21 protein-coding genes are annotated in these 21,929 nt (G+C 69.9%); 13 read left to right on the top strand and 8 right to left on the bottom strand.

What is annotated here, in order from left to right; translation table 11 throughout:
• The first annotated feature begins 30 nt into the window (after positions 1–30).
• The 4 genes from NKJ47_RS00320 to NKJ47_RS00305 all read left to right on the top strand — a co-directional run bounded on the left by NKJ47_RS00320 (position 31) and on the right by NKJ47_RS00305 (position 2,657).
• Positions 31–339: a helix-hairpin-helix domain-containing protein gene (locus tag NKJ47_RS00320; RefSeq protein ID WP_017917017.1), complete on the top strand. Its 309-nt coding sequence runs from the start codon at positions 31–33 to the stop codon at positions 337–339.
• A 203-nt stretch (positions 340–542) separates the two neighbouring features.
• The gene (locus tag NKJ47_RS00315) at positions 543–1,508 is read left to right on the top strand and encodes an NAD-dependent epimerase/dehydratase family protein (RefSeq protein ID WP_254459616.1); all 966 of its coding nucleotides are present in this window, start codon (positions 543–545) and stop codon (positions 1,506–1,508) included.
• 83 nt (positions 1,509–1,591) lie between these two features.
• Complete coding sequence (locus NKJ47_RS00310) at positions 1,592–2,314, top strand: glycosyltransferase family 2 protein (protein ID WP_209230346.1); 723 nt, start codon at positions 1,592–1,594, stop codon at positions 2,312–2,314.
• 1 nt (position 2,315) lies between these two features.
• Positions 2,316–2,657 carry a lipid-A-disaccharide synthase N-terminal domain-containing protein gene (locus NKJ47_RS00305; protein WP_048491144.1) on the top strand — a complete coding sequence of 114 codons (342 nt, stop codon included), beginning with the start codon at positions 2,316–2,318 and terminating at the stop codon, positions 2,655–2,657.
• A 96-nt stretch (positions 2,658–2,753) separates the two neighbouring features.
• Here NKJ47_RS00305 and NKJ47_RS00300 read toward each other — a convergent pair whose 3' ends face one another.
• Both NKJ47_RS00300 and NKJ47_RS00295 read right to left on the bottom strand, forming a co-directional pair.
• Positions 2,754–2,978 carry a hypothetical protein gene (locus tag NKJ47_RS00300; protein WP_254459615.1) on the bottom strand — a complete coding sequence of 75 codons (225 nt, stop codon included), beginning with the start codon at positions 2,976–2,978 and terminating at the stop codon, positions 2,754–2,756.
• Positions 2,979–3,088: 110 nt separating this feature from the next.
• The gene (locus NKJ47_RS00295; RefSeq protein WP_254459614.1) at positions 3,089–3,982 is read right to left on the bottom strand and encodes a hypothetical protein; all 894 of its coding nucleotides are present in this window, start codon (positions 3,980–3,982) and stop codon (positions 3,089–3,091) included.
• Between the two features lie 124 nt (positions 3,983–4,106).
• On the opposite strand from NKJ47_RS00295, the gene NKJ47_RS00290 reads away from it, so the two are divergent.
• Positions 4,107–5,915 carry a DUF885 domain-containing protein gene (locus tag NKJ47_RS00290; RefSeq protein WP_429002557.1) on the top strand — a complete coding sequence of 603 codons (1,809 nt, stop codon included), beginning with the start codon at positions 4,107–4,109 and terminating at the stop codon, positions 5,913–5,915.
• Positions 5,916–5,941: 26 nt separating this feature from the next.
• On the opposite strand, the gene NKJ47_RS00285 is transcribed toward NKJ47_RS00290, so the two are convergent.
• From NKJ47_RS00285 to NKJ47_RS00270, 4 genes are read right to left on the bottom strand one after another with little or no spacing between them, the layout of a single operon-like run.
• The gene (locus tag NKJ47_RS00285) at positions 5,942–9,151 is read right to left on the bottom strand and encodes an efflux RND transporter permease subunit (protein ID WP_254459612.1); all 3,210 of its coding nucleotides are present in this window, start codon (positions 9,149–9,151) and stop codon (positions 5,942–5,944) included.
• 10 nt (positions 9,152–9,161) lie between these two features.
• Positions 9,162–10,352, bottom strand: coding sequence for an efflux RND transporter periplasmic adaptor subunit (locus NKJ47_RS00280; RefSeq protein ID WP_254459611.1), 1,191 nt, complete (start codon positions 10,350–10,352; stop codon positions 9,162–9,164).
• Complete coding sequence (locus NKJ47_RS00275) at positions 10,349–11,506, bottom strand: TolC family protein (protein WP_254459610.1); 1,158 nt, start codon at positions 11,504–11,506, stop codon at positions 10,349–10,351. The genes NKJ47_RS00280 and NKJ47_RS00275 overlap by 4 nt, the downstream gene beginning before the upstream one ends.
• 56 nt (positions 11,507–11,562) lie before the next feature.
• Positions 11,563–11,901, bottom strand: a complete 339-nt coding sequence (locus tag NKJ47_RS00270) for a hypothetical protein (protein ID WP_254459609.1) — start codon at positions 11,899–11,901, stop codon at positions 11,563–11,565.
• Between the two features lie 154 nt (positions 11,902–12,055).
• Between NKJ47_RS00270 and NKJ47_RS00265 the strand changes: the two genes are divergently transcribed.
• Complete coding sequence (locus NKJ47_RS00265) at positions 12,056–12,793, top strand: ATP-grasp domain-containing protein (protein WP_254459608.1); 738 nt, start codon at positions 12,056–12,058, stop codon at positions 12,791–12,793.
• A 10-nt stretch (positions 12,794–12,803) separates the two neighbouring features.
• On the opposite strand, the gene NKJ47_RS00260 is transcribed toward NKJ47_RS00265, so the two are convergent.
• Positions 12,804–13,193 carry a RidA family protein gene (locus NKJ47_RS00260; protein ID WP_254459607.1) on the bottom strand — a complete coding sequence of 130 codons (390 nt, stop codon included), beginning with the start codon at positions 13,191–13,193 and terminating at the stop codon, positions 12,804–12,806.
• 132 nt (positions 13,194–13,325) lie between these two features.
• On the opposite strand from NKJ47_RS00260, the gene NKJ47_RS00255 reads away from it, so the two are divergent.
• From NKJ47_RS00255 to NKJ47_RS00230, 6 genes are all read left to right on the top strand, one after another.
• Positions 13,326–14,231, top strand: coding sequence for a LysR family transcriptional regulator (locus NKJ47_RS00255; RefSeq protein ID WP_254459606.1), 906 nt, complete (start codon positions 13,326–13,328; stop codon positions 14,229–14,231).
• 287 nt (positions 14,232–14,518) lie between these two features.
• Positions 14,519–14,755 carry a 50S ribosomal protein L28 gene (rpmB, locus tag NKJ47_RS00250; RefSeq protein WP_184414189.1) on the top strand — a complete coding sequence of 79 codons (237 nt, stop codon included), beginning with the start codon at positions 14,519–14,521 and terminating at the stop codon, positions 14,753–14,755.
• Positions 14,756–14,765: 10 nt separating this feature from the next.
• Positions 14,766–14,933, top strand: coding sequence for a 50S ribosomal protein L33 (gene rpmG, locus NKJ47_RS00245; RefSeq protein WP_169411268.1), 168 nt, complete (start codon positions 14,766–14,768; stop codon positions 14,931–14,933).
• Between the two features lie 161 nt (positions 14,934–15,094).
• Positions 15,095–16,513 carry a cardiolipin synthase gene (gene cls, locus NKJ47_RS00240; RefSeq protein ID WP_254459605.1) on the top strand — a complete coding sequence of 473 codons (1,419 nt, stop codon included), beginning with the start codon at positions 15,095–15,097 and terminating at the stop codon, positions 16,511–16,513.
• A 111-nt stretch (positions 16,514–16,624) separates the two neighbouring features.
• On the top strand, positions 16,625–18,049 hold the full coding sequence (locus NKJ47_RS00235; RefSeq protein WP_254459604.1) for an FAD/NAD(P)-binding protein: 1,425 nt from the start codon (positions 16,625–16,627) through the stop codon (positions 18,047–18,049).
• 300 nt (positions 18,050–18,349) lie between these two features.
• Positions 18,350–19,273, top strand: a complete 924-nt coding sequence (locus NKJ47_RS00230) for an IS110 family transposase (RefSeq protein WP_254458495.1) — start codon at positions 18,350–18,352, stop codon at positions 19,271–19,273.
• Positions 19,274–19,360: 87 nt separating this feature from the next.
• Here the strand turns inward: NKJ47_RS00230 and NKJ47_RS00225 are convergent, their stop codons facing one another.
• Entirely contained in the window at positions 19,361–20,878 is a 1,518-nt protein-coding gene (locus tag NKJ47_RS00225) for an MFS transporter (protein ID WP_254459603.1), read from the bottom strand.
• A gap of 115 nt (positions 20,879–20,993) precedes the next feature.
• On the opposite strand from NKJ47_RS00225, the gene NKJ47_RS00220 reads away from it, so the two are divergent.
• A complete protein-coding gene (locus tag NKJ47_RS00220) occupies positions 20,994–21,875 on the top strand; it encodes a LysR substrate-binding domain-containing protein (RefSeq protein WP_254459602.1) in 882 nt (293 codons plus the stop codon).
• The last annotated feature ends 54 nt before the right edge of the window (positions 21,876–21,929 follow it).

Raw genomic sequence — 21,929 nt, 5'->3', positions numbered from 1 at the left:
CCGCCCGCGTCCGCCAGGACCGCTTCCGCCATGCATCCCAGCAAGGTCGACCGCCACCACCTGTTGCGCCTGACCGACCTGCCCAATGTCGGGCCGGCCTGCGAGAAGGACCTGCGCCTGATCGGCATCCGCGTGCCCGCGCACCTGCAGGGCCGCGACCCCTACGACATGTACGCGCAGTTGTGCCTGCGCACCGGGGTGATGCACGATCACTGCGTGATCGACGTGTTCCTGTCGATCGTGCGCTTCATGCAGGGCGAGACGCCGCGCCCGTGGTGGGAATTCAGCAAGGAGCGCAAGGCGGCGCTGGCCAAGGACGCGCCGCTGACCCTGCGCTGAGGCCGTGCGTCGCGGCGCGGGCCAGCAACCGGAGCATTGCATGAGCAACGAGGACACGCAGAACAGCCCGGGCGGTAGCCCGATCCTGCGGCACCGCCAAGCGGGTGCCGTCGATCCGGGCGGCGTCAACGCCGGCCTGCCCTGATCGTTGCGGTGTCGCGACGCCCGTCGTTTCTTCGCTTTTTGCTTTCCAGGATTCCGCCATGCCCATCCTCGTCACCGGCGCCGCCGGCTTCATCGGCGCCTACACCGTCCGCGCGCTGCGCGCCGCCGGGCAGGCGGTGGTCGGCCTGGACAACTACAACGACTACTACGACCCGCAGCTCAAGCGCGACCGCGTCGCCGCGCTGTGCGCGGACGCGGACATCCGCACGCTCGATCTGACCGACCGCGACGGCCTGGCCGCGCTGTTCGACGAGGTGCAGCCGACCCGCGTGGTGCACCTGGCCGCGCAGGCCGGGGTGCGCTATTCGCTGCAGAATCCCTATGCCTACGTCGACAGCAACCTGGTCGGCTTCGTCAACATGCTGGAGCTGTGCCGGCACCGCGGCGTGCAGCACCTGGTCTACGCCTCCAGCAGTTCGGTGTACGGCGATTCGGCGACGCCGCCGTTCTCCGAGGACCAGCGCATCGACCAGCCGCGTTCGCTGTACGCCGCGACCAAGGCCGCCAACGAGCTGATGGCGCACACCTACGCGCAGCTGTACGGGCTGCGCGCCACCGGCCTGCGCTTCTTCACCGTGTACGGCCCGTGGGGCCGCCCGGACATGGCGCCGCTGCTGTTCAGCCGCGCGGTGCTGGCCGGGCGCCCGATCGAGGTGTTCAATCACGGGCGCATGCGCCGCGACTTCACCTTCGTCGCCGACATCGTCGCCGGCGTGCTCGGCGCGCTCGATCACCCCTCGGGCGAGGCGGTGCCGCACCGCGTGTTCAACCTCGGCAACCACACCCCGGTGGAGCTGGAGCGCTTCATCGCGGTGATCGAGGCCGCGGCCGGGCGCAGCGCCGAAAAGGCGTACCGGCCGATGCAGCCGGGCGACATGATCGAGACGATGGCCGATACTGCGCGGGCCCAGGCCGCGTTCGGCTTCGATCCGAGCACCCCGATCGAGGTCGGTCTGCCGCAGGTGGTGGCCTGGTGCCGGGAGTACTTCGGCGCCGCCGCCTGACGCTTCATCCGCCGATCATCGGTCCGCGGCACAATGCCCCGTTTTTTCCCCCACGCGCCCCCGCGCCCAGCCTTGCCGAATCCATGAGCCAGCTTTCCCTTTCCGTCGTCGTCCCGGTGTTCAACGAGCGCGACAACGTGCCGCCGCTGGTCGCCGAGATCGTCGCCGCGCTGCGCGGCACGATCGATTTCGAGATCGTCTACGTCGACGACCATTCGCGCGACGACACCCTGGCGGTGCTCGAAGGGCTGAAGGCGTCCACGCCGGAGCTGCGCGTGCTGCACCACGTCAGCCAGAGCGGGCAGAGCACGGCGGTGCGCAACGGGGTCAAGGCCGCGCGCGGGCTGTGGATCGCCACCCTGGACGGCGACGGCCAGAACGACCCGGCCGACATCCCCAAGCTGCTGGCCGCGCGCGCCGCGGCGGCGCCGCTGGTCAAGCTGTTCGCCGGCTGGCGCGTATCGCGGCAGGATTCGGGCAGCAAGCGCTGGGCGTCGAAGTGGGCCAACGCGATCCGTGCGCGCATGCTGCGCGACGACACCCCGGACACCGGTTGCGGCATCAAGCTGTTCGAGCGCGAGGCGTTCCTGGACCTGCCGTACTTCGACCACATGCACCGCTATCTGCCGGCGCTGATGCAGCGCGCCGGCTGGCAGACCCTGAGCGTGCCGGTGAACCACCGCCACCGCACTTCCGGCGTGTCCAAGTACAACAACCTCAATCGCGCCCTGGTCGGCATCCGCGACCTGCGCGGGGTGGCCTGGCTGATCGCGCGCAGCCGCCGCACCGCGGTGCAGGAGCGCTGAGATGGACGCGCATTTCCTCAACGAACCGATCCAGGCGCTGTACTGGACCGGGCTGCACGTCACCGGCTGGAAGCTGATCGGCTACGTCGGCGCGCTGATGTTCGGCGGCCGCTGGCTGGTGCAGTTCGTCGCCTCCAAGCGCGCCGGCAAGCCGGTAATCCCACGCCTGTTCTGGTACATGAGCGTGGTCGGCAGCCTGATGACGCTGAGCTACTTCATGTTCTCGGCCAAGCAGGACTCGGTGGGCGTGCTGCAGAACCTGTTCCCCGCCTTCACCGCCTTCTACAGCCTGTACCTGGACATCAAGCACCGCGGCTGGCGCCGCGACCGCGCGTCGCATTAAAAGGCGACGCATTGAAAAAGAGGGGCGGCGCCAAGTCGAATCCTGGTATTTTTATAAAAAAATAGAAATTAGGTTTTCTTGGTTGTAATAATGAATCTAATTTGGTGTGCTGTGATTTCTTTCTTTAAAGAAGGCTTTTGCAAGCCACCGCCAACTTGGAAAGCCGGTCAATAGAGCAATTGCTGCAGAGCAGAGGCGGACATTGTGAACCCAGTTTTCCATTACTCCACCGCGCTGAGCTGGGAAAAAGAATCCAAAGTATATGCTTGATGTAAGAGCAATCATAAAGATGACGACGATAAGTATCTGGTGCAGTTTCATATTTTTCATTTGTTGGGCTTTAGCTGGCTTTGATTAAATGTCCATTTGGTTAATCGGGGCAAATATGCCCCGCCCCGATTAATTGGTTGCGGCATTTGGTTGTTGATAACCTATCCCCAGCCGCAAGTTACCTTCACGCCGCCGTTATATGCCTCGGACTTGCACACCATCTTTTTTGGGCTTGGTGGGGGTGGGGGAACGCTAATTCCGATATTTGAAAGAGAAACAATTATAGTGGCTACATCCGAGCCATTTCCATGGCTAAAGTCAAAAGTGGTGATAACACCGCCTCTGCCTTCAGTGAGTTGCTCTTGTTTAATGGGGATAATGTTGCCGAGTCTATCTTTGTAGCTGATGGGTATGGGCTGATACATTTGATTAACAACATCCCACCGATAGATGACGGTGCTCCCGTCGGGGAACTTTATTCTAAAATTTTGAAAAGTTGACCAGCCCTTACCGGCCAAGCCGTTTATGACTGTAATCCATGTCTCGTAACGTGCCATTAAATAATTATGCACCGCGGTTCGTTTCTGCGGATGCGTCATATCATCGTAAGCACTTCCGGGGAGCCCATCACCCGTAACAGGTATCTCTTGAGAGTTAAAGGCAATAGCAGCCCGCATATAGCCCAAGTAGTCAACTACTATCGGCTCTACGGAGAGAGGTGTTGTATGCGTGAAAACTTGGCAGTTAACGTCATTTGGCTTAGGATATTTGCGACAAGCATCTCCGCCATCATAGTCGCGAATTATTTCAAACTTTTTCGCTGTGTTTCCTGATGGGTTTAAGACATACAGGTTAATATCTGCGGGGGGAGACAGTGCTCTTCCATACTGCAGTGCTGACTGGTTCATTTGCTGATCGCTACACGCGTCACAGGTGACGTTGTCAACGGTTTGAGCTAGCGAGGTTGCTGGGATGCTGCTGGCCGCTGCAAAGATCGCAGCTACGGCGAGTACTTTGTTATCCACGATTTCCCCTTGGTTGGCTTCCAGGGTCATTGTTCAAACTTTGTTCATGAAAGACAATGGGTGCCAGAGTTTTGAGTCTGTAGAGCGAAGTTCTTTTAGTTTTGCGGTGCCACTAACTCCTTCAATTTATTAGTGATTTCCCACGCCCATGCCGATGCTCGCCAAGACCCCGCTGGCCATGTCCCTGCTGCTCGCTGTCGCCGTGGCCGCGCCCGCGCTGGCCGCACCGCCGTCGTCGCCGGCGTCCAGCGCCGCGCCCGCTACGGCAAACGCCAGCGCCGCCGATGCGCGCTTCCAGGCCATCTACGAGAAGGAGTGGGCCTGGCGCCAGGCGCAGCTCGGCCAGGCCGACGAGGACAGCGACAGCAGCGGCGACAACCGCCACCTGCCGGACGTCGGCGCGGCCGCGCAGGCGGCGCGCCTGAGGGTGTGGGACGACGTGCTGCGGCAGCTGGACACGCTCGATGCGGCCCAGCTCTCGCCGGAGAACCAGGTCAACCTGGCGGTGTACCGGCCGCAGGTCGAGAACCTGGCCGCGGCGGTGCGCCTGCGCGCCTACGAGATGCCGTTCAATTCCGACAGCGCGTTCTGGTCGGACCTGGCGTTCATGGCCCGGCGCAATCTGCGCTCTGCAGACGAGTACCGCGCCTACATCGCACGGCTGGACGACGTACCGCGCTACTTCGCGCAGCAGACCGACAACATGCACGCGGGCCTCAAGCGCGGCTTCAGCGTGCCGCGCGCGGTGCTCGACGGCCGCGACGGCGCCATCGCCACCGTGGCCGAACTGAAGGACCCGACCACCGCGGTGCTGTACACGCCGTTCAAGCAGATGCCGGCGCAGATCCCCGCCGCTGAGCAGGCGCAGCTGCGCGCGCAGGCGCAGGCGGCGCTGCGCGACAAGGTGATCCCGGCCTATGCGCAACTGCTGACCTTCTATCGCCAGGAGTACATGCCGCAGGCGCGCACCACGCTGGCTGCCGAGGCCCTGCCCGACGGCAAGGCCTACTACCGGCAGCAGATCCGCGAGTACACCACGCTGGACATGGATCCCGAGCAGATCCACCAGCTCGGCCTGCGCGAGGTGGCACGGATCCAGAAGGAGATGGACGCGATCATCCAGCAGGTCGGCTTCCACGCGCCGGCCGGGCAGAAGACCTTCCCGGCGTTCCTGCAGTTCCTGCGCACCGATCCGCAGTTCTACGTGAAGACCCCGCAGGAGCTGCTCGATCGCGCCGCGTGGATCGCCAAGCGCGTGGACGGCGAGGTCGGTAAGTTCATCGGCACGCTGCCGCGCGGGCGCTTCACCATCGTGCCGGTGCCGGCGGACATCGCGCCGTTCTGGACCGCCGGCCGCGGCGGCGTCGGCACCTACTGGCTCAACACCTACGACCTGCCGTCGCGGCCGCTGTACAACCTGCCGGCGCTGACCCTGCACGAGTCCTCGCCGGGCCATTCGCTGCAGGGCGCGCTGGCCGAGGAACAGGGCGCGCAGCCGGCGTTCCGCCGCGAGAACTACATCTCCGCCTACGGCGAGGGCTGGGCGCTGTACAGCGAGAAGCTGGGCAAGGAAATGGGCATCTACGCCACGCCCTACGAGGACTTCGGCCGGCTCAGCTACGAGATGTGGCGCGCCTGCCGCCTGGTGATCGACACCGGCGTGCACCACAAGGGCTGGACCCGCGCGCAGGCGCAGGCCTACCTGCGCGAGCGCACCGCGCTCAGCGAGCACGAGGTCACCACCGAGGTCGACCGCTACATCTCCTGGCCGGGCCAGGCGCTGAGCTACAAGCTCGGCGAGCTGACCATCCTCGACCTGCGCGCCGAGGCCGAGCGCGAACTCGGCCCGGACTTCGACATCAAGTCCTTCCACGACGCGGTGCTGCAGCAAGGCTCGGTGCCGCTGCCGGTGCTGCAGCAGCAGATCCGCGCCTACATCGCCGCGCGCAAGAAGAAGGCCTGACGCCCGCCGCGCCGGCCGGCGCCCGATCAGCCGGCCACGCGCGGCGCGGCGATGCGCGCGGCAAACGTCGGCAGCACCAGCAGGGTCAGCGCGGTGGCGGTGAGCAGGCCGCCGATCACCACCGTCGCCAGCGGTTTCTGCACCTCCGCACCGGCGCCGCTGGCGATGGCCATCGGCAGGAAGCCGACGATCGCCACCAGCGCGGTGGTCAGCACCGCGCGCAGGCGGCTGGCCGCGCCGTCGATCGCCGCCTGCCACGGCGCCGCGCCTGCCTGGCGGCGCTCGCCGATGGCCTGCATTAGCACCAGTCCGTTCAAGGTCGCCACGCCGGACACGGCGATGAAGCCGACCGCCGCCGAGACCGAGAACGGCATGCCGCGCAGCAGCAGGGCGAACACGCCGCCGACCAGCGCCAGCGGCACGCAGCCGAACACCAGCAGCGCCTCCCTGGCGTTGCGCAGGGCCATGCACAGCAGGCTGCCGATCAGCAGGAACACCACCGGCACCACCATCGCCAGGCGCCGTTCGGCGCGCTGCAGGTTCTCGAACTGCCCGCCCCAGCGCAGGTAGGCGCCCGGCGGCAGCGCCACCTCGGCCACCGCCGCCTGCGCCGCGGCGACGAAACCGCCCAGGTCGCGGCCGCGTACGTTGGCTTGCACCACCACGCGGCGGCTGCCGTTGTCGCGGCTGATCTGGTTCGGCCCTTCGCTGATGTCGATCCGCGCTACCGAGGACAACGGGATTACCTGCCCGGCGGGCGTGGCGATCGGCAGTGCGGCCAACTGGTCCGGATCGTTGCGCGCGGCGTCGTCCAGCCGCACCACCACGTCGAAGCGGCGGTCGCCCTCGAAGATGCGCCCGGCCGCGGCGCCGCCGATGCCGGTGCTCACCGCCTCGCTGACGTCGGCCGCGGTCAGCCCGAGTTGCGCGGCGGCCACGTGGTCGATGCGCACGTTGAGGGTGGGCAGGCCGGCGACCTGTTCCACCCGCACGTCGGCGGCGCCGGGCACCGCACGCAGTTTCTGCGCCACCTGGTCGGCGGCGGCGCGCAGGCGCTGCATGTCCTCGCCGAACACCATCACCGCCAGGTCGGTGCGCACGCCGGAGATCAACTCGTTGAAGCGCAGTTCGATCGGCTGGCTGAACTCCACGCCGTTGCCCAGCTGCTGCCCGGCCAGTTTCTCCAGTCGTTCCACCAGCGCCTCCTTGTGCAGGGCCGGATCGGGCCACTGCGCGCGCGGCTTCAGCGCGATCACGCTGTCGGAGATGTTGGTCGGCATCGGGTCGATCGCCGCCTCGGCGGTGCCGGTGCGCGAGAACACCGCCGCCACTTCCGGCTGCCGGGCGATGGCCCTTTCCAGCGCCAGTTGCATCGCCAGCGACTGCTCCAGTGAGGTCGAGGGCACGCGCAGCGCCTGCATCGCCACGTTGCCTTCGTCCAGCGTCGGCATGAACTCGCGGCCCAGCAGCGCGAATGCGCCGACCCCCAGCACGCCCATCAGCGCCACCCCGGCGGCCACCATGCGTGGGCGTGCGATCGCGCCGCCGATCAGCGGTTGCAGACGCCGCCGCAGCCGGCGGACCAGCCAGGTCTCGTGCTCGCCGGCGTGGTCGCGGGCCGCATCGGCACGCGCGGTCGGCTCGCGCACCAGCAGCGCGGCCAGCGCCGGCACGAAGGTGAAGGAGAACAGGAAGGCGCCGACCAAGGCCAGCATGAAGGTCGCCGCCATCGGCTGGAAGGTCTTGCCCTCCACGCCTTCCAGGGTGAGGATCGGCGCGAACACCAGCAGGATGATCAACTGGCCGAACGCCGCCGGCCGCGCCATCTTGCGCGCCGCCTCGGCGGCCACGCCCAGGCGCTCGGTCGCGGTCAACGCGCGCCCCAGCGCGGCGCGGCGCTGGCCGAGCAGCAGCAGGGTCGATTCGATCACGATCACCGCCCCGTCCACCAGGATGCCGAAGTCCAGCGCACCGAGGCTCATCAGGTTGCCGCTGATGCCGAAGCGGTGCATGCCGATCACCGCGAACAGGAACGACAGCGGGATCACCAGTGCGGCGATCGCCGCCGCGCGCAGGTTGCCCAGCAACAGGAACAGCACCACCACCACCAGCAACGCGCCTTCGGTGAGGTCCCTGGCCACCGTGCGGATGGTGGCGTCGACCAGCACGCTGCGGTCCAGCACCGGCATGGCGACGATGTCCGGCGGCAGTGTGGCGTTGACCTGCTGCAACCGCGCGGCCGCGGCCTGCGCCACGGTGCGGCTGTTGTCGCCGGCGAGCATCAACGCCGTGCCCAGCACCGCCTCGTGGCCGTCGCGGCTGGCCGCACCCAGGCGCGGGGCGCGGCCGGAGGCGACCTCGGCCACGTCGGCCACGCGCACCACCACGCCGTTGCGGGTGGCCACCGGTGCCTGCGCGAGATCGTCGGCGCCCAGCGCCAGGCCGTCGGCACGCACCACCAGGCCTTCGCCGGCGCGCTGCACGAAGCCGGCGCCGGCCTGCACGTTGGCGCGCCGCAGGGCCGTCACCAGATCGGCCAGGCCCAGGCCATGCGCGGCCAGCCGCGCGGTGTCCGGATGCACGGCGTATTCCTTGACGTAGCCGCCGATCGTGTCGACCCCGGCCAGGCCCGGGCTGGAGCGCATCTGCGGCGCGATGATCCAGTCCTGCACGGTGCGCAGGTAGGTGGCGCGCTCCTGCGGGGTGCGCAGCAGTTCGCCCTCCGGCGTGCGGTAGACCGCGCCGGCCTGCCAGCCCGCCGCGCCCGGCCGCGCCAGCCGGGCCGGGTCGAACGCGGTGAAGTCGACCGTCCACATCAGCACCTCGCCCAGGCCGGTGGTCACCGGCGACAGCCGCGGCGTCACGCCGTCGGGCAGGTCGTCAGACGCCTCGCGCATGCGCTCGGCCACCTGCTGGCGGGCGAAGTACAGGTCGGTCGCATCGGTGAAGATCGCGGTGACCTGCGAAAAGCCGTTGCGCGACAGCGAGCGGGTGGTGACCAGGCCGGGAATGCCGGCCAGCGCCGTCTCCAGCGGATAGGTCACCTGGCGTTCGATCTGCTCGGGGGTCAGCGCCGGGGCGACGGTGTTGAGTTGCACCTGGCGGTTGGTGATGTCCGGCACCGCGTCGATCGGCAGCCGGCCCAACTGGTACAGGCCCCAGCCGGCGATCAGCGCGGCCAGGAACAGCACCAGCCAGCGCAGCCGCACCGCCGTGTCGATGATGAGAGTGAACATGGTCGCCTCCTCAGTGGCCGTGCTCGGCGTCGCCCTTGGCCAGTTCGGCCTTGAGCAGGAAGGCATTGCGGCCGGCGATGCGTTCGCTGCCGCTTAACCCGTCGAGGATCTCGAGGCGATCGCCGGCGCGGCGCCCGGTCAGCACCGGCTGCGCGCGGAAGCCCTCGGCAACGGCGACGAACACCGCGCTGCGCCCTTCCACGGTCTGCACGGCGTCGGCCGGCACGCTCAGTGCGGTGTCCTCACCCTCGGTGACGACCACCGCCGACACCGGCGACCCTGCCGGCGGCACCGGCGCGGCGACCGGCATCGCACGGATCACCGCCGCGCCGCCCGGCGCGCGCAGGTCGGCGGTCGCCGCGGTGACCGTGGCGGCAAAGTTGCCGCCCGGCGCGCTCACCTCCAGCGTCGTCCCCGGCGCGACCTGCGCGGCCAATGCCGGCGGCGCGGCGAACACCAGTTCGTTCATCGTCGGATCGGTGACCTCGGCCACCACGCTGCCGGCCGCGACCACGCTGCCCGGGGTGACCTGCACGGTGCCGACCCGCCCGTCCAGCGGGCTGACGATGCGCACGCGGCCGCTGGCGTCGGGCGCGCCGTTGGCGGCGGCCTGCGCCTGTGCCGCCGCGGCCTGCGCACGCGCCGCCACGGCCCGCGCGTGCGAGCTTTCCAACTCCTGCCGGGCGACCACGCCCTGCGCGACCAGGGTCTGGTCGCGCGCATGCGCCAGCCGTGCGGCCTCGGCCTCGGCGCTGGCGGCCAGCGCATTGGCGCGAAACACCGCGGCCTCGCCGCTGACCACAATCGCCAGCGGCTGCCCGCGGCGCACCGCGCTGCCGGGCGCGACCAGCACGCGCTCGACGCGGCCGGTGATGCTCGCCGCCACCGCGGCGCGCGCGCCCACCGCCGGTTCGATCCGGCCGGCCAGGCGGGTCGAGGCGCCGCCACCGCGGCCGACCGCGACCACTTCGATCCCGGATGCGGCGCGTTGCTGCGGGGTCAGTCGCACCGTGTCGCCGGCCTTGGCATCGGCGTCCGCAGCGGATGTCGATGCGGGCTCGCGCGCATCCTCCTTGCGCTCGGCGCCATGGCCGTGCGCGTCGTCGGCCGTCGGGGTGGCCTGCTTGTCGCCGGCGCAGGCGGCCAGCAGGAGGGCCAGCAGCAGGCTGCCGGCACGGAAGATCGGACGGGACAGGTTCATTGGACCTCCATGAACGGCGCGCGCCCTTCCAGGCGGGCCAGTTCGATTTCTGCCGTGACCCGCGTCAGGCGGGCATCCACGGCGATGCCGCGGGCGGCGATGAGCGCGGCACGGGTGCTGCGCAGTTCCAGTTGAGCGATGCGTCCGGCATCGAAGCCGATGCGGGCCAGGCGGTAGGCTTCCTCCGCGGCCGCCACGCCGTCGTCGGCCGCGCGCTGTTCGGCGCTGGCGGCACGGATGCCGCCACGGTTGCGGTCGAACAGCGGCACGCTGAGGCTGACGCCGAGCGTGTAGGCGTGGGCGCGGTCTTCGCGGAAGCGCGTCTGCCCGGCGGTCAGGCTCAGGTCGGGTAGGGCGCGCTTGCGCTCCACCTCGACCAGGCGCGCAGCGGCCTCGGCCTCGGCGCTGGCGATGCGCACCGGCAGTGCCGCCACCTCGGTTGCGCGCGGCAGTGGCGGCGCGCGGTCGAGCAGGCCGGCGTCGATGGACTGCACCGGCGTCTCCAGCAGGGCGATGGCGGCCAGGCGCGCCAGCGCCGCGTCGCGGAACGCCTGCGCCTCGTCCACGGCGGCGCTGGCATCGGCCACCTCGCTGCGCGCCTGCACCGCGCGCAGTTGCGGCTCGCGGCCCTGCGCGACCATCGCGGCCATGGCCGCCGCATCGTCGCGGGTCAGCGCCAGCGCCTGGTCGGCCAGGGCGGCGCGGCGCAGCGCGGCTTCCGCCTGCGCGTAGGCCAGCGCCAGCTCGCCGGCGGCATCGCTGCGGTGCCGCGCGCCGCGCAACGCGGCGCTGTCGGCTTCGGCACGGGCCGCGCGCACGCGTGCGCCGCGCTGGCCCCAAACCTCCAGCGGCTGCGACAGGCTGAGCGTGGTTTCGGCCCGGCCCGTGCCGGCATAGGCGCCGCTGCCCCAGGCGTTTTCGGTGGACCAGGACAGCGACGGGTTGGGCAGCGCCCGGGCCTGCTCGGCGCGCGCGTCGGCGGCCTCGGCCAGCGCCGCGCCGACGCGGGCACCGGGCAACTGGTCCAGGCGTTGCAGCAAGGTGGCGTAGGAAGGGGCGGTCTGCGCCATCGCCAGCGCGGCCGGGGCCAGGCCCAGCAGCACGGCGACGACCCGCCCGGCCGCGCGCGGCGGCCGACGTGTCGGATGCGACATGGAAAGATTCCGGAAGTGAGAGAAACGGACGCCCGCGGTCGCGGGATGCGTTCAACTCACGCCCGGGGAGGACGCTTCAATCCATCCTGGGCGAGGCCGTCGGGTGCGGCGTCGCCGGCCTGCATCCAGCGCGCCGGCCGCGGCGCGCCGAGCACGGCGAGGGTGCTCGCCGGCAGGCTCAGATTCGAGTGGTGGCAATGGTTGTGACTGCAGCTGCCGGCGTGCTTGCCGTCGCTGTCGTCGCCATCGGCATGCGCCGCGGCGGGCGTGTGCACCGCATCGGCCGATTCCGGTTCCAGCGCGCAGGCCAGCGCATCGGCCACCGGCACCACCACGAACGCCGCCAGCAGCAGCATCAGCAGGGCGGTACGCAGTGGTCGGAAGAAGCGGCGCATGAGGCCGGCAGACTAACAAGCGCGTCCGCGCGGACACAATATCAACCTGCGCCTATTGATCTCGCCGGGAAGTCCACCAGGACGCCGATGCGCCTGCCTCGTCCAGATATCCTTGCGTTTCCTACCGTCCACCACCCGCCCAGGAAAGATGCCAATGCCCACGCTGCTCATGACGCCACGGCAGACCGAGGACTCGCGTGCGCTATGGAAGGTTGCGGCGGGGCGTGGATGGCGTATTGAACGGCTCGCCGGGTGGGCCATCCCCGATGCATTGCGTGATGTTGAGTCGCCCGTGCTATATGCCGAGGCATTGTTCGGTCCAACATTCGCTGAGAAGTTAGGGGTAACGCTGTTAGATCCACCAGAAGACTGGCTGGTGCGACTACCGCAGACGTATCGACGACGGAAAATCGTCCTGACGACGCTGGCTGAGGCGCGCCAGCGAACCTCACCAGCTTTCATCAAACCGCCAAACGACAAGAGCTTTCCTGCCGGTGTATACGTGGGTTCGGCCCTGCCAAATGACTACGATGACGATATGCCGGTCCTTGTTTCGGAGGTCGTGCATTGGCAGAGCGAATTCCGCTGTTTCGTGCTCGACCGTGAAGTGCGAACGTTCTCGCTCTACTGTCGTGATGGCGAACTACAACGCGATAGCGGTTTTGAAAGCAGTGACGAAGAAGACCGAGACATGCTCGGTTTCGTCCAGCAACTGCTCGAGGACGTCTCGGTTGATCTACCGCGGGCCATCGTGATCGATGTGGGATTGATCGCCCAAGATGGCTGGGCCTGCGTGGAATTGAACGCAGCATGGGGCGCGGGACTGTACGCCTGCGATCCGGCGGCTGCGTTGGACGTGATCCGTTACGCCACGGTGCCGCCGCACGATTGACCTGCCGTGCTCAGGGCAGCTTCGCGATCACCTTGATCTCGAACTGGAAACCGGACAGCCAGGTCACGCCGATGCCGGTCAGCGTCGGGTGCGGCGCCTGGCCCCAGTACTCGGGCACGATCGCCCAGGCGGTGGCGAAGTTGCGTTCCGGATCGACCAGGAACACGGTCGCGTCGATCACGTCGTCGAACGTGCAGCCGGCGGCGGCCAGCACCGCGTTGAGGTTGTCGAAGGCGCGGCGCACCTGGGTGGCGAACTCCGGCTCGGGCGAACCGTCCTCGCGGCTGCCGACCTGGCCGGAGACGAACAGCAGGCCATTGCAGCGGATCGCCGGCGAGTAGCGGTTGCGCGCGTACAGCGCCTGGCGGCCGGCGGGAAAGACGACATCGCGGTGGGACATGGGGGCGCTCCAGAAAAGGGGCGGCGCGCGCTGCGCCTGCCGGAGTCGCCAGCGTGGCGTGCGCTGTTGTCTGGATAAACCGCGATGGTCCGCCTAGATTGATTGTCAATTCCAAACAATCGCGGGCGGCCGATGGACCGATTCGAGGCGATGCGGGCGTTCGCGCGGGTGGTGGAGACCGGCAGCTTCACCCGCGCCGCGCACACCCTGCAGCTCAGCCGTACCACCGTGACCCAACTGGTGCAGCAGTTGGAGGCGCACCTGCGGCTGCGCCTGCTCCACCGCACCACCCGCCGGGTCAGCGTCACCGCCGACGGCGCCGCCTACTACCCGCGCATCGCGCGCCTGCTGGCCGAGCTGGAAGAGGTCGAGGCCGGCCTGGGCAGCGCCGCGGCGGCGCCGCGCGGACGCCTGCGCATCGACGTGCCAGGGCCGTACGCGCGCCTGCGGCTGGTGCCGGCGTTGGCCGACTTCCACACCCGCTACCCGCAGATCCAGCTCGACGTGGGCGTGAGCGACCGCGAGGTCGACGTGATCGCCGACCAGGTCGACTGCGTGATCCGCGGTGGCGTGCCGGCCGATCCGGCGCTGGTGGCACGGCCGCTGGCCAGCCTGCCGCTGGGGTTCCATGCCAGTCCGGCGTACCTGCATCGGCACGGCGTGCCGGAGCACCCGCGCGCGCTGGACGGGCCGGCGCATTGCATGGTCGGCTTCCTCAGCCCGCGCAGCGGCCGCGCGCGCAGCTTCCAGGCGCGGCGCGGCCAGGAGCAGTGCCAGGTGCAGGGCCGCTACCAGGTCGGCTTCGACGACGGCAACGCCTATCTGGCCGCCGGCCTGGCCGGGTTGGGCGTGGTCGTGCTGCCGTCCTACATGGCCGCGCCGCACGTGGCCAGCGGCGCGCTGCGGCCGCTGCTGCAGGACTGGCAGTTGCCGCCGATGCCGATGCATCTGATGTTCGCGCCCAACCGGCACATGAGCCAGCGGCTGCGTGCCTTCATCGACTGGGCGGTGGAGGTGCTGGGCCCCGACCCCGCCTAGCCGGCGATCGCGGCGGCCAGGCAGGGGCCGGGCGAGGCCGCGCGGACCCTGCGGCCGGTCACGGCGGCTGCGCGGCCTGTGGACAACTTGCACAAGCCCTTGATCGCCTGCATAATGCGCGGCTCGCTGTGCCCGACGAGGTCGGGGCCGGCGGCCGGATGCGCGATCTCCGGCCGGCTTTTCCAGCGTAACCGTTTGATTTCCCACGTCGCGTGGTGGCCCACAAGGCTGCCGGGGCCGCCGTCTCCCAGGCTATGGGCGACTCAAACTTTCTATCGAGGTGCGCAATGTCCCGCGTATGCCAAGTGTCCGGCAAGCGTGTGCAGACGGGTAACAACGTCTCCCACGCCAACAACAGAACCCGTCGTCGCTTCCTGCCCAACCTGCACGAGCGCCGCTTCTGGGTCGCCAGCGAGAACCGCTGGGTCAAGCTGAAGGTTTCCGCGCACGCGCTGCGCACCATCGACAAGAACGGCATCGACGTCGTTCTGGCTGAGCTGCGTGCGCGCGGCGAAAAGGTCTGAGGAGTAGAGCATCATGGCAGGCAAGCGCGATAAGGTCCGTATGATTTCCTCGGCCGGTACCGGCCACTTCTACACCACGGACAAGAACAAGAAGAACACCCCGGGGAAGATGGAATTCCTCAAGTACGATCCGGTCGTGCGCAAGCACGTCCTGTACAAGGAAGGCAAGATCAAGTGATCGGCTGATCCTCGGATCGCCGCCCACGCTGGACACGGAACCCGCCGCAAGGCGGGTTTCGTGCGTCTGGGCGAGGCGAAACCGCGCGCCGCCGATGCGGCCATGGTTGCGTTTGCCGCCGCAGCCCGCAGAATCGGGCGACTTGGGTGACGAGGATCGCGATGCTGCCAGTCTGGTTGGAAGGCACGTGGCTGCTGGCGCTGGACTGGCTGATCCGGCTGGTGGCGCTGTTGTGGATCCCTACCCGCACCACGCCCGGGGCCGCGCGCAGCTGGCTGCTGCTGGTGGGCTTCGTGCCGCTGCTGGGGCTGCCGCTGTACCTGCTGCTCGGCCACCCCTGGCTCTCGCGCGAGCGCATCCGCCGCCAGGCGCTGGCCTCGCAGGTGATCCGCGAGCAGCAGGTGCCGCTGACCGCGCTGCGCTGGGCGCCGCCGGCCGATACCGTGATCGCCGAAGTGGTGCCGCTGGTCGAGCGCCAGGGCGACTTCATGCCGACCCACGGCAACAGCGTCGAGCTGCTCGACCGCTACGCCCCGTCGCTGCAGGCGCTGATCGACGACATCGACGCGGCGGTGGAGCGCGTGCACCTGCTGTACTACCTGATGTTCGACGACGCGGTCGGCGATGCGGTGAGCGCCGCGCTGCTGCGCGCCGCCGCGCGCGGCGTGCGCTGCCGGCTGCTGCTGGATGCGCGCGGCGGCCGTCGCGGCCTGCGCCGCTACCGCAAACGCCTGCACGCGGCCGGGGTCGAGGTGCAGGCGCTGCTGCCGGGCGGGCTGCGCTGGCGCCGCAGCGGCCGCATGGACCTGCGCAACCACCGCAAGATCGCGGTGATCGACAACCGCGTCGGCTACATCGGCTCGCAGAACCTGGCCGAGCCGCAGTTCGTCCCCGGCCATCCCAACCGCGAGCTGGTGGCGCGGGTGCAGGGGCCGGTGGTGGCGCATCTGGAAGCGGTGTTCGCCAGCGACTGGTTCATCGAGACCGGGCAGCGCCTGAGCGTGGTCGCGCCGGCCTCCATCCACGGCGGCGGCGTCGCCACGCAGCTGCTGCCCAGCGGGCCGGCGTACCCGTTCGAGAACGCGCGCGACACGGTCAACGCGCTGATCCATCTGGCGCGGCGGCGCATCGTCATGGTCACCCCGTACTTCGTGCCGGACGAGGCCACGCTCAGCGCGCTGCGCATCGCCGCGCTGTCCGGGGTGGACGTGCAACTGATCCTGTCCGAGAGCAACAACCAGCGGCTCACCGCCTGGGCGCAGGAAGCCTATTACGACGAACTGCTGCGCAGCGGAGTCAAGATCGCGCTGTACCGGCCGTGCTTCCTGCACGCCAAGCACCTGAGCGTGGACGAAGGCATCGCCCTGGTCGGGTCGATCAACCTGGACATCCGCTCGTTCGCGTTGAACGCCGAGATCGGCATGCTGTGCTACAGCGCCGCGGTGGTGCAGCGATTGCGCGCGGTGGAAGCCGACTACCTGGCCGATGCACGGGTGCTGTCGCTGCAGGACTGGCGCAAACGGCCGGCCTGGCGGCGCAGCCGCGAGGGCATCGCGCGCCTGGCCGATGCCCTGATGTGACGCACGCCGATGACAGGCGCATGACGCGCTCATGCGCGATCGGTGCCGGCACATGCACCACGGTTCTCAGCCACCGGCCGGGCCGGTCGGGGCTTCCCTTACAATCGCGGCATGAATGAGCTTGTGCCCAGCGAACCGGCCGAGGACGACTGCGACATCGCCATCGTCGGCGGCGGCGCGGCCGGCGTGCTGGTCGCGTTGCAACTGCTGCGCCAGGCCGGCACCGCGCTGCGCGTGCAATTGATCGAATCGCAGCCGGCGCTGGCGCAGGGCGTGGCCTATGCGACGCCTTGCGCCGAGCATCTGTTGAACGTGACCGGCGGGCGCATGAGCGCCTTCGTCGAGGCGCCCGACGATTTCCTCGACTGGCTGCAGCAGCAGGCGCTGTATCCGCAGCTGTCGCGCGCGGCGCTGGCCGAGGCCTACGTGCAACGCCGCCATTACGCCGCCTACCTGCGCGCGCGTCTGCTGCAGGCGCAGGCCGCCGGGCCGGCGCGCCTGCAATGGCGCCAGGCGCGCGTGCTGGCGCTGCATCCGCAGCCGACAGGCGGGCAGCTCCTGCAGTTGCACGATGGCGGCCGGCTACATGCCGGCGCCACCGTGCTGGCGCTGGGCAACAGCCTGCGTCCGCTGCCGGCGCGGGGTGCCCCCAGTCTCGACGCGCCGTCGCGGATCGAGGCCTGGGACTACGCGCAGCTGCAAGCGATTCCACGCGAGGCGACGGTGTGCATCGTCGGCTCCGGCCTGAGCATGGCCGACAGCGTGCTGACCCTGCTGGCGAACGCGCACCGCGGCCCGGTGCACGTGGTCTCGCGGCATGCCTTGCTGCCGTTGCCGCACGCCGCGCATGGCGCGCCGGCCGAGTTCGATGCGCAGGCGTTGCTGGCGATGTCGCTGCGCCAGCGTCTGCACGCGCTGCGCCGCCACGCCGCCGTGGCGCAGGCGCAGGGCCGGCCCTGGCAGAGCGTGATGGACCGGGTGCGACCGCTGAGCCAGGCGCTGTGGCAGTCGCTGTCGGTCGTCGAGCAGCGCCGCTTCCTGCGTCACGTGGTGCGCTACTGGGACGTGCACCGGCACCGCATCGCCGCCTCCGTGTTCGCGCAACTGCAGGCGATGCGCCGGGTCGGCCAGTTGCGCCTGCACCGCGCGCGGCTGGACACGGTGTTCCCGGTGGGCGCCTGCGTGCAGGTCAACGGCATGGGCGCCGACGGCGCGCCGCTGCAGCTCGACGCGCACTGCGTGATCAACGCCACCGGCGTCGAGCTGCGCGCGCAGACCATGCGCAATCCGCTGCTGCACCAGGTGCTCGGCTGCGGCCACGCGCAGCCCGGCCCGCACGGCATCGGCGTGGCCAGCGCCGCCGATGGCGCGCTGCTGGATGCCGACGGCCGCGCCACCCCGCGCATCCGCGTGCTCGGCAGCCTGCGCATCGGCAGCCTGTGGGAAAGCCTGGCGATCCCCGAACTGCGGGTGCAGGCGCAGCAGACCGCGCAGGCGCTGCTGGCGTTGGATCTGCCGGTCGCCGCCGTGCATTGAGCGCCGCGGCGCATGCCGGCCGCGGTTGCGCGCGGCGTAGCCGCGACCCGGAATTTCGGTCACGCCCGTCGCGGCTGAAGCCGCTTGTGTCAAATGAGGGTCTATCGTTATAGGTGAGAGCGGAGTGCGGCAGGCCGTTTAGCCGCAGTGCCAGCAAGCACGAGTAGGAGTCAGCGCCGCCGCACCCCGTATCTCCTGCCTCATCAGCCCGAACAGTTGCCCGAGTCGCGAGCTCGAACTCCACAAGCATGGGCATCGGCAGGAGTGCTCTCGTTCCTGAGTCTACTGCGGAGAACGTCTATGCGGCGCTATGTCGGGATCGATGTATCCAAGGCCGAACTGGTCATTCATGTCCTGCCGGACGAGCAGGCCTGGACCCAACCCAATACGCCACAGGGGCAGCGTGCGCTGGCCCAACGCCTGGCGGCGCTGGGCTGCGAGCGGATCGTGCTGGAAGCCAGTGGCGGCTACGAACATGCCGTGCTGCAGGTACTCCGAGAGGCGGACCTGCCGGCAGTGCGGATGGCCGCCGATCGTCCGCGCAAGCTAGCCCAAGCCTTGGGCCTGCAGGCCAAGACCGACGCCCTGGACGCGCGCCTGCTGGCCATCGCCGCCCAGCACATCCCGGCCACGCCCACGACCGTGGTGCCCGAGCATCTTCAGTCCCTGCGCGAACTGCTGGACCTACGCGCCACCCTGGTGGGCCAGCGCGATGCCCATCGGCGGCGCCTGGAGCACATCACCAGCGCCAAGGTGCAACGCCGCTGCCGAGAGGTGGTCGCCCTGCTGAACCAGCAGATCCAGACATTGACGCAGGAGATCGAGCAGCAGGGCAAGACCTGCTCGAGCTTGCCCAAGGTGCCTGGGCTCGGCACGATCCTGCGCGCGGTCCTGGCCGCGCGGTTGCCAGAGCTGGGCACGCTGCCGCCACGCAAGCTCGCCGCCCTGGTCGGGCTGGCCCCGTTCAATCACGACAGCGGCTGCTGGAAAGGCCAACGTCGCATCAAAGGCGGCCGTGCCGACGTGCGAGGCGTGCTGTACATGGCCACCTGGGCCAGCATCCGCGCCAAATCCCCCTTGGCCAACACCTACGCGCGCTTGCGCGCGGCCGGCAAGCCGGCCAAGGTCGCCATCGTCGCCTGCATGCACAAGTTCCTGCGCTGGCTCAATGCCATCGCGCGCGATCAGGCACCGTACGCCCCTCCGGTTATCGCTGGGGCATGACAGTTGACTCCTACAGGGACAGGACCTTCGCTTCGTTGCTAGCCGCGACGGGCATTGCCGGTCCTACAGGCGGGTCTTCCAGCGCGATCAGGGGCCCCCCTCCACCGCGTCCTGCGGCGTGCGCCCGAGCAGCACGCAGATCGCGATCGCGGCCAGCGCGGTGATCGCCGCCAGCACCCGGGTCAGCGTGCCGAACGCCGCGGCGTAGGCCAAGCGCAGTTGTACCGCGGACAGTGCGCCCTCCTGCGTGGATGCCGCCAGATCGCCGGCGACCAGCCGCTGCGCGGTTTCCGCCAGGGCCGCGTGCGGCAGCAGCGGCGCGATCGCGGCCAGTCGCACCTGCAGCAACGCCGCGAGCAGGGCCGCCACGCCGGCCAGGGCGATGCCTTCGCCGGCCACACGCAAGGTGCCGAACAGGCCGGCGGCCATGCCGGCGCGTTCCGGCGGCACCACGCTGACCGACAGCGCATCCATCAGGCCCCAGGGCAGGGCGGTGCCGGCGCCGATCACCAGCAGCGCCGGCAGCGCCTGCGCCGGTGGCCGCGCGCCGAGCCAGCACAGGCCGGCCGCGGCCGCGGCCAATCCGGCCGCGGACAGCCAGGCCGGGGCGATGCGCTGCGCCAGTGCGGCGGCCAGGCTCGGTACCAGCAGCATCGGCGCCGACAGCGCCAACAAGGTCAGGCCGGCGCGGGCGGCGGGCGTGCCATCCACGCCGATCATGCGCAGCGGCAGCAGCACCAGCAGCACCACGTAGCTGGTGCAGGTGGCGACCGGCAGCAATTGCACGCCGACGAAGCGCCGGTAGCGGAACAGGCGCAGCTCCAGCAGCGGGTGGCGGTGGCGTCGTTCGATCCGCACGAAGACCAGCAGCAGCATCGCCGCGGCACCGAGCAGGGCCAGCGTGGCGGCGCTGCCCCAGCCGCTGTGCGGTCCCTGGATCAGGCCGGCGGTGAACAGCGCCAGCGCCGCGCTGAAGCACAGCGCGCCGGCGCGGTCGGGCGGTCCGGCGGCCGGGTCGCGCGATGCCGGCAGCCAGCGTGCGGCCAGTCCCCACGCCAGCGCCGCGACCGCGGCCACGCCGAAGAAGATCGCGCGCCAGCCCAGCCGCTCGCTCAGCGCACCGGCGGCCAGCGGGCCGAACGCCAGGCCGGTGCCGAAGGTGGTGCCGAGCAGGCTGAACGCGCGGGTGCGCGCCGCGCCGGCGTACAGCTGCGCCAGCGCCGCGGTGCCGGCGGCGAGCGCGGCGGCGGCCCCGACGCCCTGCAGCGCCCGCCACAGGTCGATCGCCACGACCGAGCCGGCCACGGCCACGCCCAGGCTCGCCAGGACGAACAGCGCCAGTCCGCCGAGGAACACCCGGCGGCGTCCGCGCCGATCGGCGAGCGCGCCGGCGGCCAGCAGCAGGCTGCCGAAGCTGAGCATGAAGGCGTTGGTGATCCAGGCCAGGGCCAGCGCACTGCCGCCCAGGGCCGCGCCGATCGCCGGGGTGGCGACGGCGCCGCCGGAGAAGTTCAGCGGCAGCGCCAGGGCGGCCAGGCACACCGCGGCCAGCGCGGCGCCACGGCGTGGCAGGGGCGTGGAGCGGGAGGTCGAACGGGAGATCATCGGAGCGGCTCTTGCGGCGGATAGCGGGACGCCACTAGAGATACACAGGCCGCAATCTCCGAAAAAGGCCGCGATTCTCCGGACTTCACGGAATAAAACGCTCTAATATCGCGACATGGACCGCCTCACCGGCATCGTTGCCTTCGTCCGTGCCGCCGAGCAGCGCAGTTTCGTCGGCGCCGGCCGCGTGCTCGGCCTCTCGGCCTCGGCGGTGGGCAAGAGCGTGGCCGCGCTGGAGCGCGAGCTCGGCGTGCGCCTGCTGCAGCGGACCACCCGGCGCATCGCGCTGACCGCCGAGGGCGCGCTGTTCCTGGAGCATTGCCAGCGCGTGCTGGCCGACCTGCGCGAGGCCGAGGATGCGCTGGCGCAGACCCGGCAGGCACCGCGCGGGCGGCTGCGGGTCGGCTTGCCGACCATCGGCTACCGCTTCCTGGTGCCGCTGTTGCCGGAGTTCCGCCAGCGCTATCCGGAGGTGGAGCTGGACCTGGACTTCGACGACCGCGTGGTCGACCTGCTCGAACACGGCCTGGACGCGGTGATCCGCAGCGGCGTGCAGGCCGACTCGCGGCTGCTGGCGCGGCGCCTGGGGCCGTTCCGTTTCTGCCTGTGCGCCGCGCCGGACTACCTGCGCCGCCGCGGCGTGCCGCAGACCCCGGTGGAACTGGCCGCGCACGATGGCCTGCTGTTCCGCGTTCCCGGCACCGGCAAGCCGCAGGACTGGCCGCTGGCGGAACCGGCGCCGCTGCCGCCGGCAGTGCTCACCTGCAACAACATGGAGGCGGTGCGCGCGGCGGCGATCGCCGGCATGGGCATCGCCTGCATGCCGGCGTTCCTGGCCCGGGACGCGCTGGCCGACGGCCGCCTGCAGGCGCTGCTGGAGACGCACATGGCCGACGGCGGCACGTTCTTCGTGGTGTGGCCGTCGCGCCGGCAACTGTCGCCGAAGCTGCGCGTGTTCGTGGATTTCCTCGCCGAACGGCTGTTCCGCGCCGCGTGAGGCCGCGCCGCGTGCCGCGCGGCGCGCGCTGTCGCAGCCGCTGCGCCGCCGCAG

It is taken from the genome of Xanthomonas sacchari, assembly GCF_024266585.1.
Lineage (GTDB): Bacteria > Pseudomonadota > Gammaproteobacteria > Xanthomonadales > Xanthomonadaceae > Xanthomonas_A > Xanthomonas_A sacchari_C.
Note: the sequence above shows the minus strand (reverse complement) of the source record. Positions and strands in the feature narration are given on the sequence as shown.

Excerpts from the sequence above, each read along its gene's own strand:
- NKJ47_RS00320 (WP_017917017.1), top strand. The coding sequence starts at position 31 with ATGCATCCCAGCAAGGTCGACCGCCACCACCTGTTGCGCCTGACCGAC.
- NKJ47_RS00315 (WP_254459616.1), top strand. The coding sequence starts at position 543 with ATGCCCATCCTCGTCACCGGCGCCGCCGGCTTCATCGGCGCCTACACC.
- NKJ47_RS00310 (WP_209230346.1), top strand. The coding sequence starts at position 1,592 with ATGAGCCAGCTTTCCCTTTCCGTCGTCGTCCCGGTGTTCAACGAGCGC.
- NKJ47_RS00305 (WP_048491144.1), top strand. The coding sequence starts at position 2,316 with ATGGACGCGCATTTCCTCAACGAACCGATCCAGGCGCTGTACTGGACC.
- NKJ47_RS00300 (WP_254459615.1), bottom strand. The coding sequence starts at position 2,978 with ATGAAACTGCACCAGATACTTATCGTCGTCATCTTTATGATTGCTCTT.
- NKJ47_RS00295 (WP_254459614.1), bottom strand. The coding sequence starts at position 3,982 with ATGACCCTGGAAGCCAACCAAGGGGAAATCGTGGATAACAAAGTACTC.
- NKJ47_RS00290 (WP_429002557.1), top strand. The coding sequence starts at position 4,107 with ATGCTCGCCAAGACCCCGCTGGCCATGTCCCTGCTGCTCGCTGTCGCC.
- NKJ47_RS00285 (WP_254459612.1), bottom strand. The coding sequence starts at position 9,151 with ATGTTCACTCTCATCATCGACACGGCGGTGCGGCTGCGCTGGCTGGTG.
- NKJ47_RS00280 (WP_254459611.1), bottom strand. The coding sequence starts at position 10,352 with ATGAACCTGTCCCGTCCGATCTTCCGTGCCGGCAGCCTGCTGCTGGCC.
- NKJ47_RS00275 (WP_254459610.1), bottom strand. The coding sequence starts at position 11,506 with ATGTCGCATCCGACACGTCGGCCGCCGCGCGCGGCCGGGCGGGTCGTC.
- NKJ47_RS00270 (WP_254459609.1), bottom strand. The coding sequence starts at position 11,901 with ATGCGCCGCTTCTTCCGACCACTGCGTACCGCCCTGCTGATGCTGCTG.
- NKJ47_RS00265 (WP_254459608.1), top strand. The coding sequence starts at position 12,056 with ATGCCCACGCTGCTCATGACGCCACGGCAGACCGAGGACTCGCGTGCG.
- NKJ47_RS00260 (WP_254459607.1), bottom strand. The coding sequence starts at position 13,193 with ATGTCCCACCGCGATGTCGTCTTTCCCGCCGGCCGCCAGGCGCTGTAC.
- NKJ47_RS00255 (WP_254459606.1), top strand. The coding sequence starts at position 13,326 with ATGGACCGATTCGAGGCGATGCGGGCGTTCGCGCGGGTGGTGGAGACC.
- rpmB (WP_184414189.1), top strand. The coding sequence starts at position 14,519 with ATGTCCCGCGTATGCCAAGTGTCCGGCAAGCGTGTGCAGACGGGTAAC.
- cls (WP_254459605.1), top strand. The coding sequence starts at position 15,095 with ATGCTGCCAGTCTGGTTGGAAGGCACGTGGCTGCTGGCGCTGGACTGG.
- NKJ47_RS00235 (WP_254459604.1), top strand. The coding sequence starts at position 16,625 with ATGAATGAGCTTGTGCCCAGCGAACCGGCCGAGGACGACTGCGACATC.
- NKJ47_RS00230 (WP_254458495.1), top strand. The coding sequence starts at position 18,350 with ATGCGGCGCTATGTCGGGATCGATGTATCCAAGGCCGAACTGGTCATT.
- NKJ47_RS00225 (WP_254459603.1), bottom strand. The coding sequence starts at position 20,878 with ATGATCTCCCGTTCGACCTCCCGCTCCACGCCCCTGCCACGCCGTGGC.
- NKJ47_RS00220 (WP_254459602.1), top strand. The coding sequence starts at position 20,994 with ATGGACCGCCTCACCGGCATCGTTGCCTTCGTCCGTGCCGCCGAGCAG.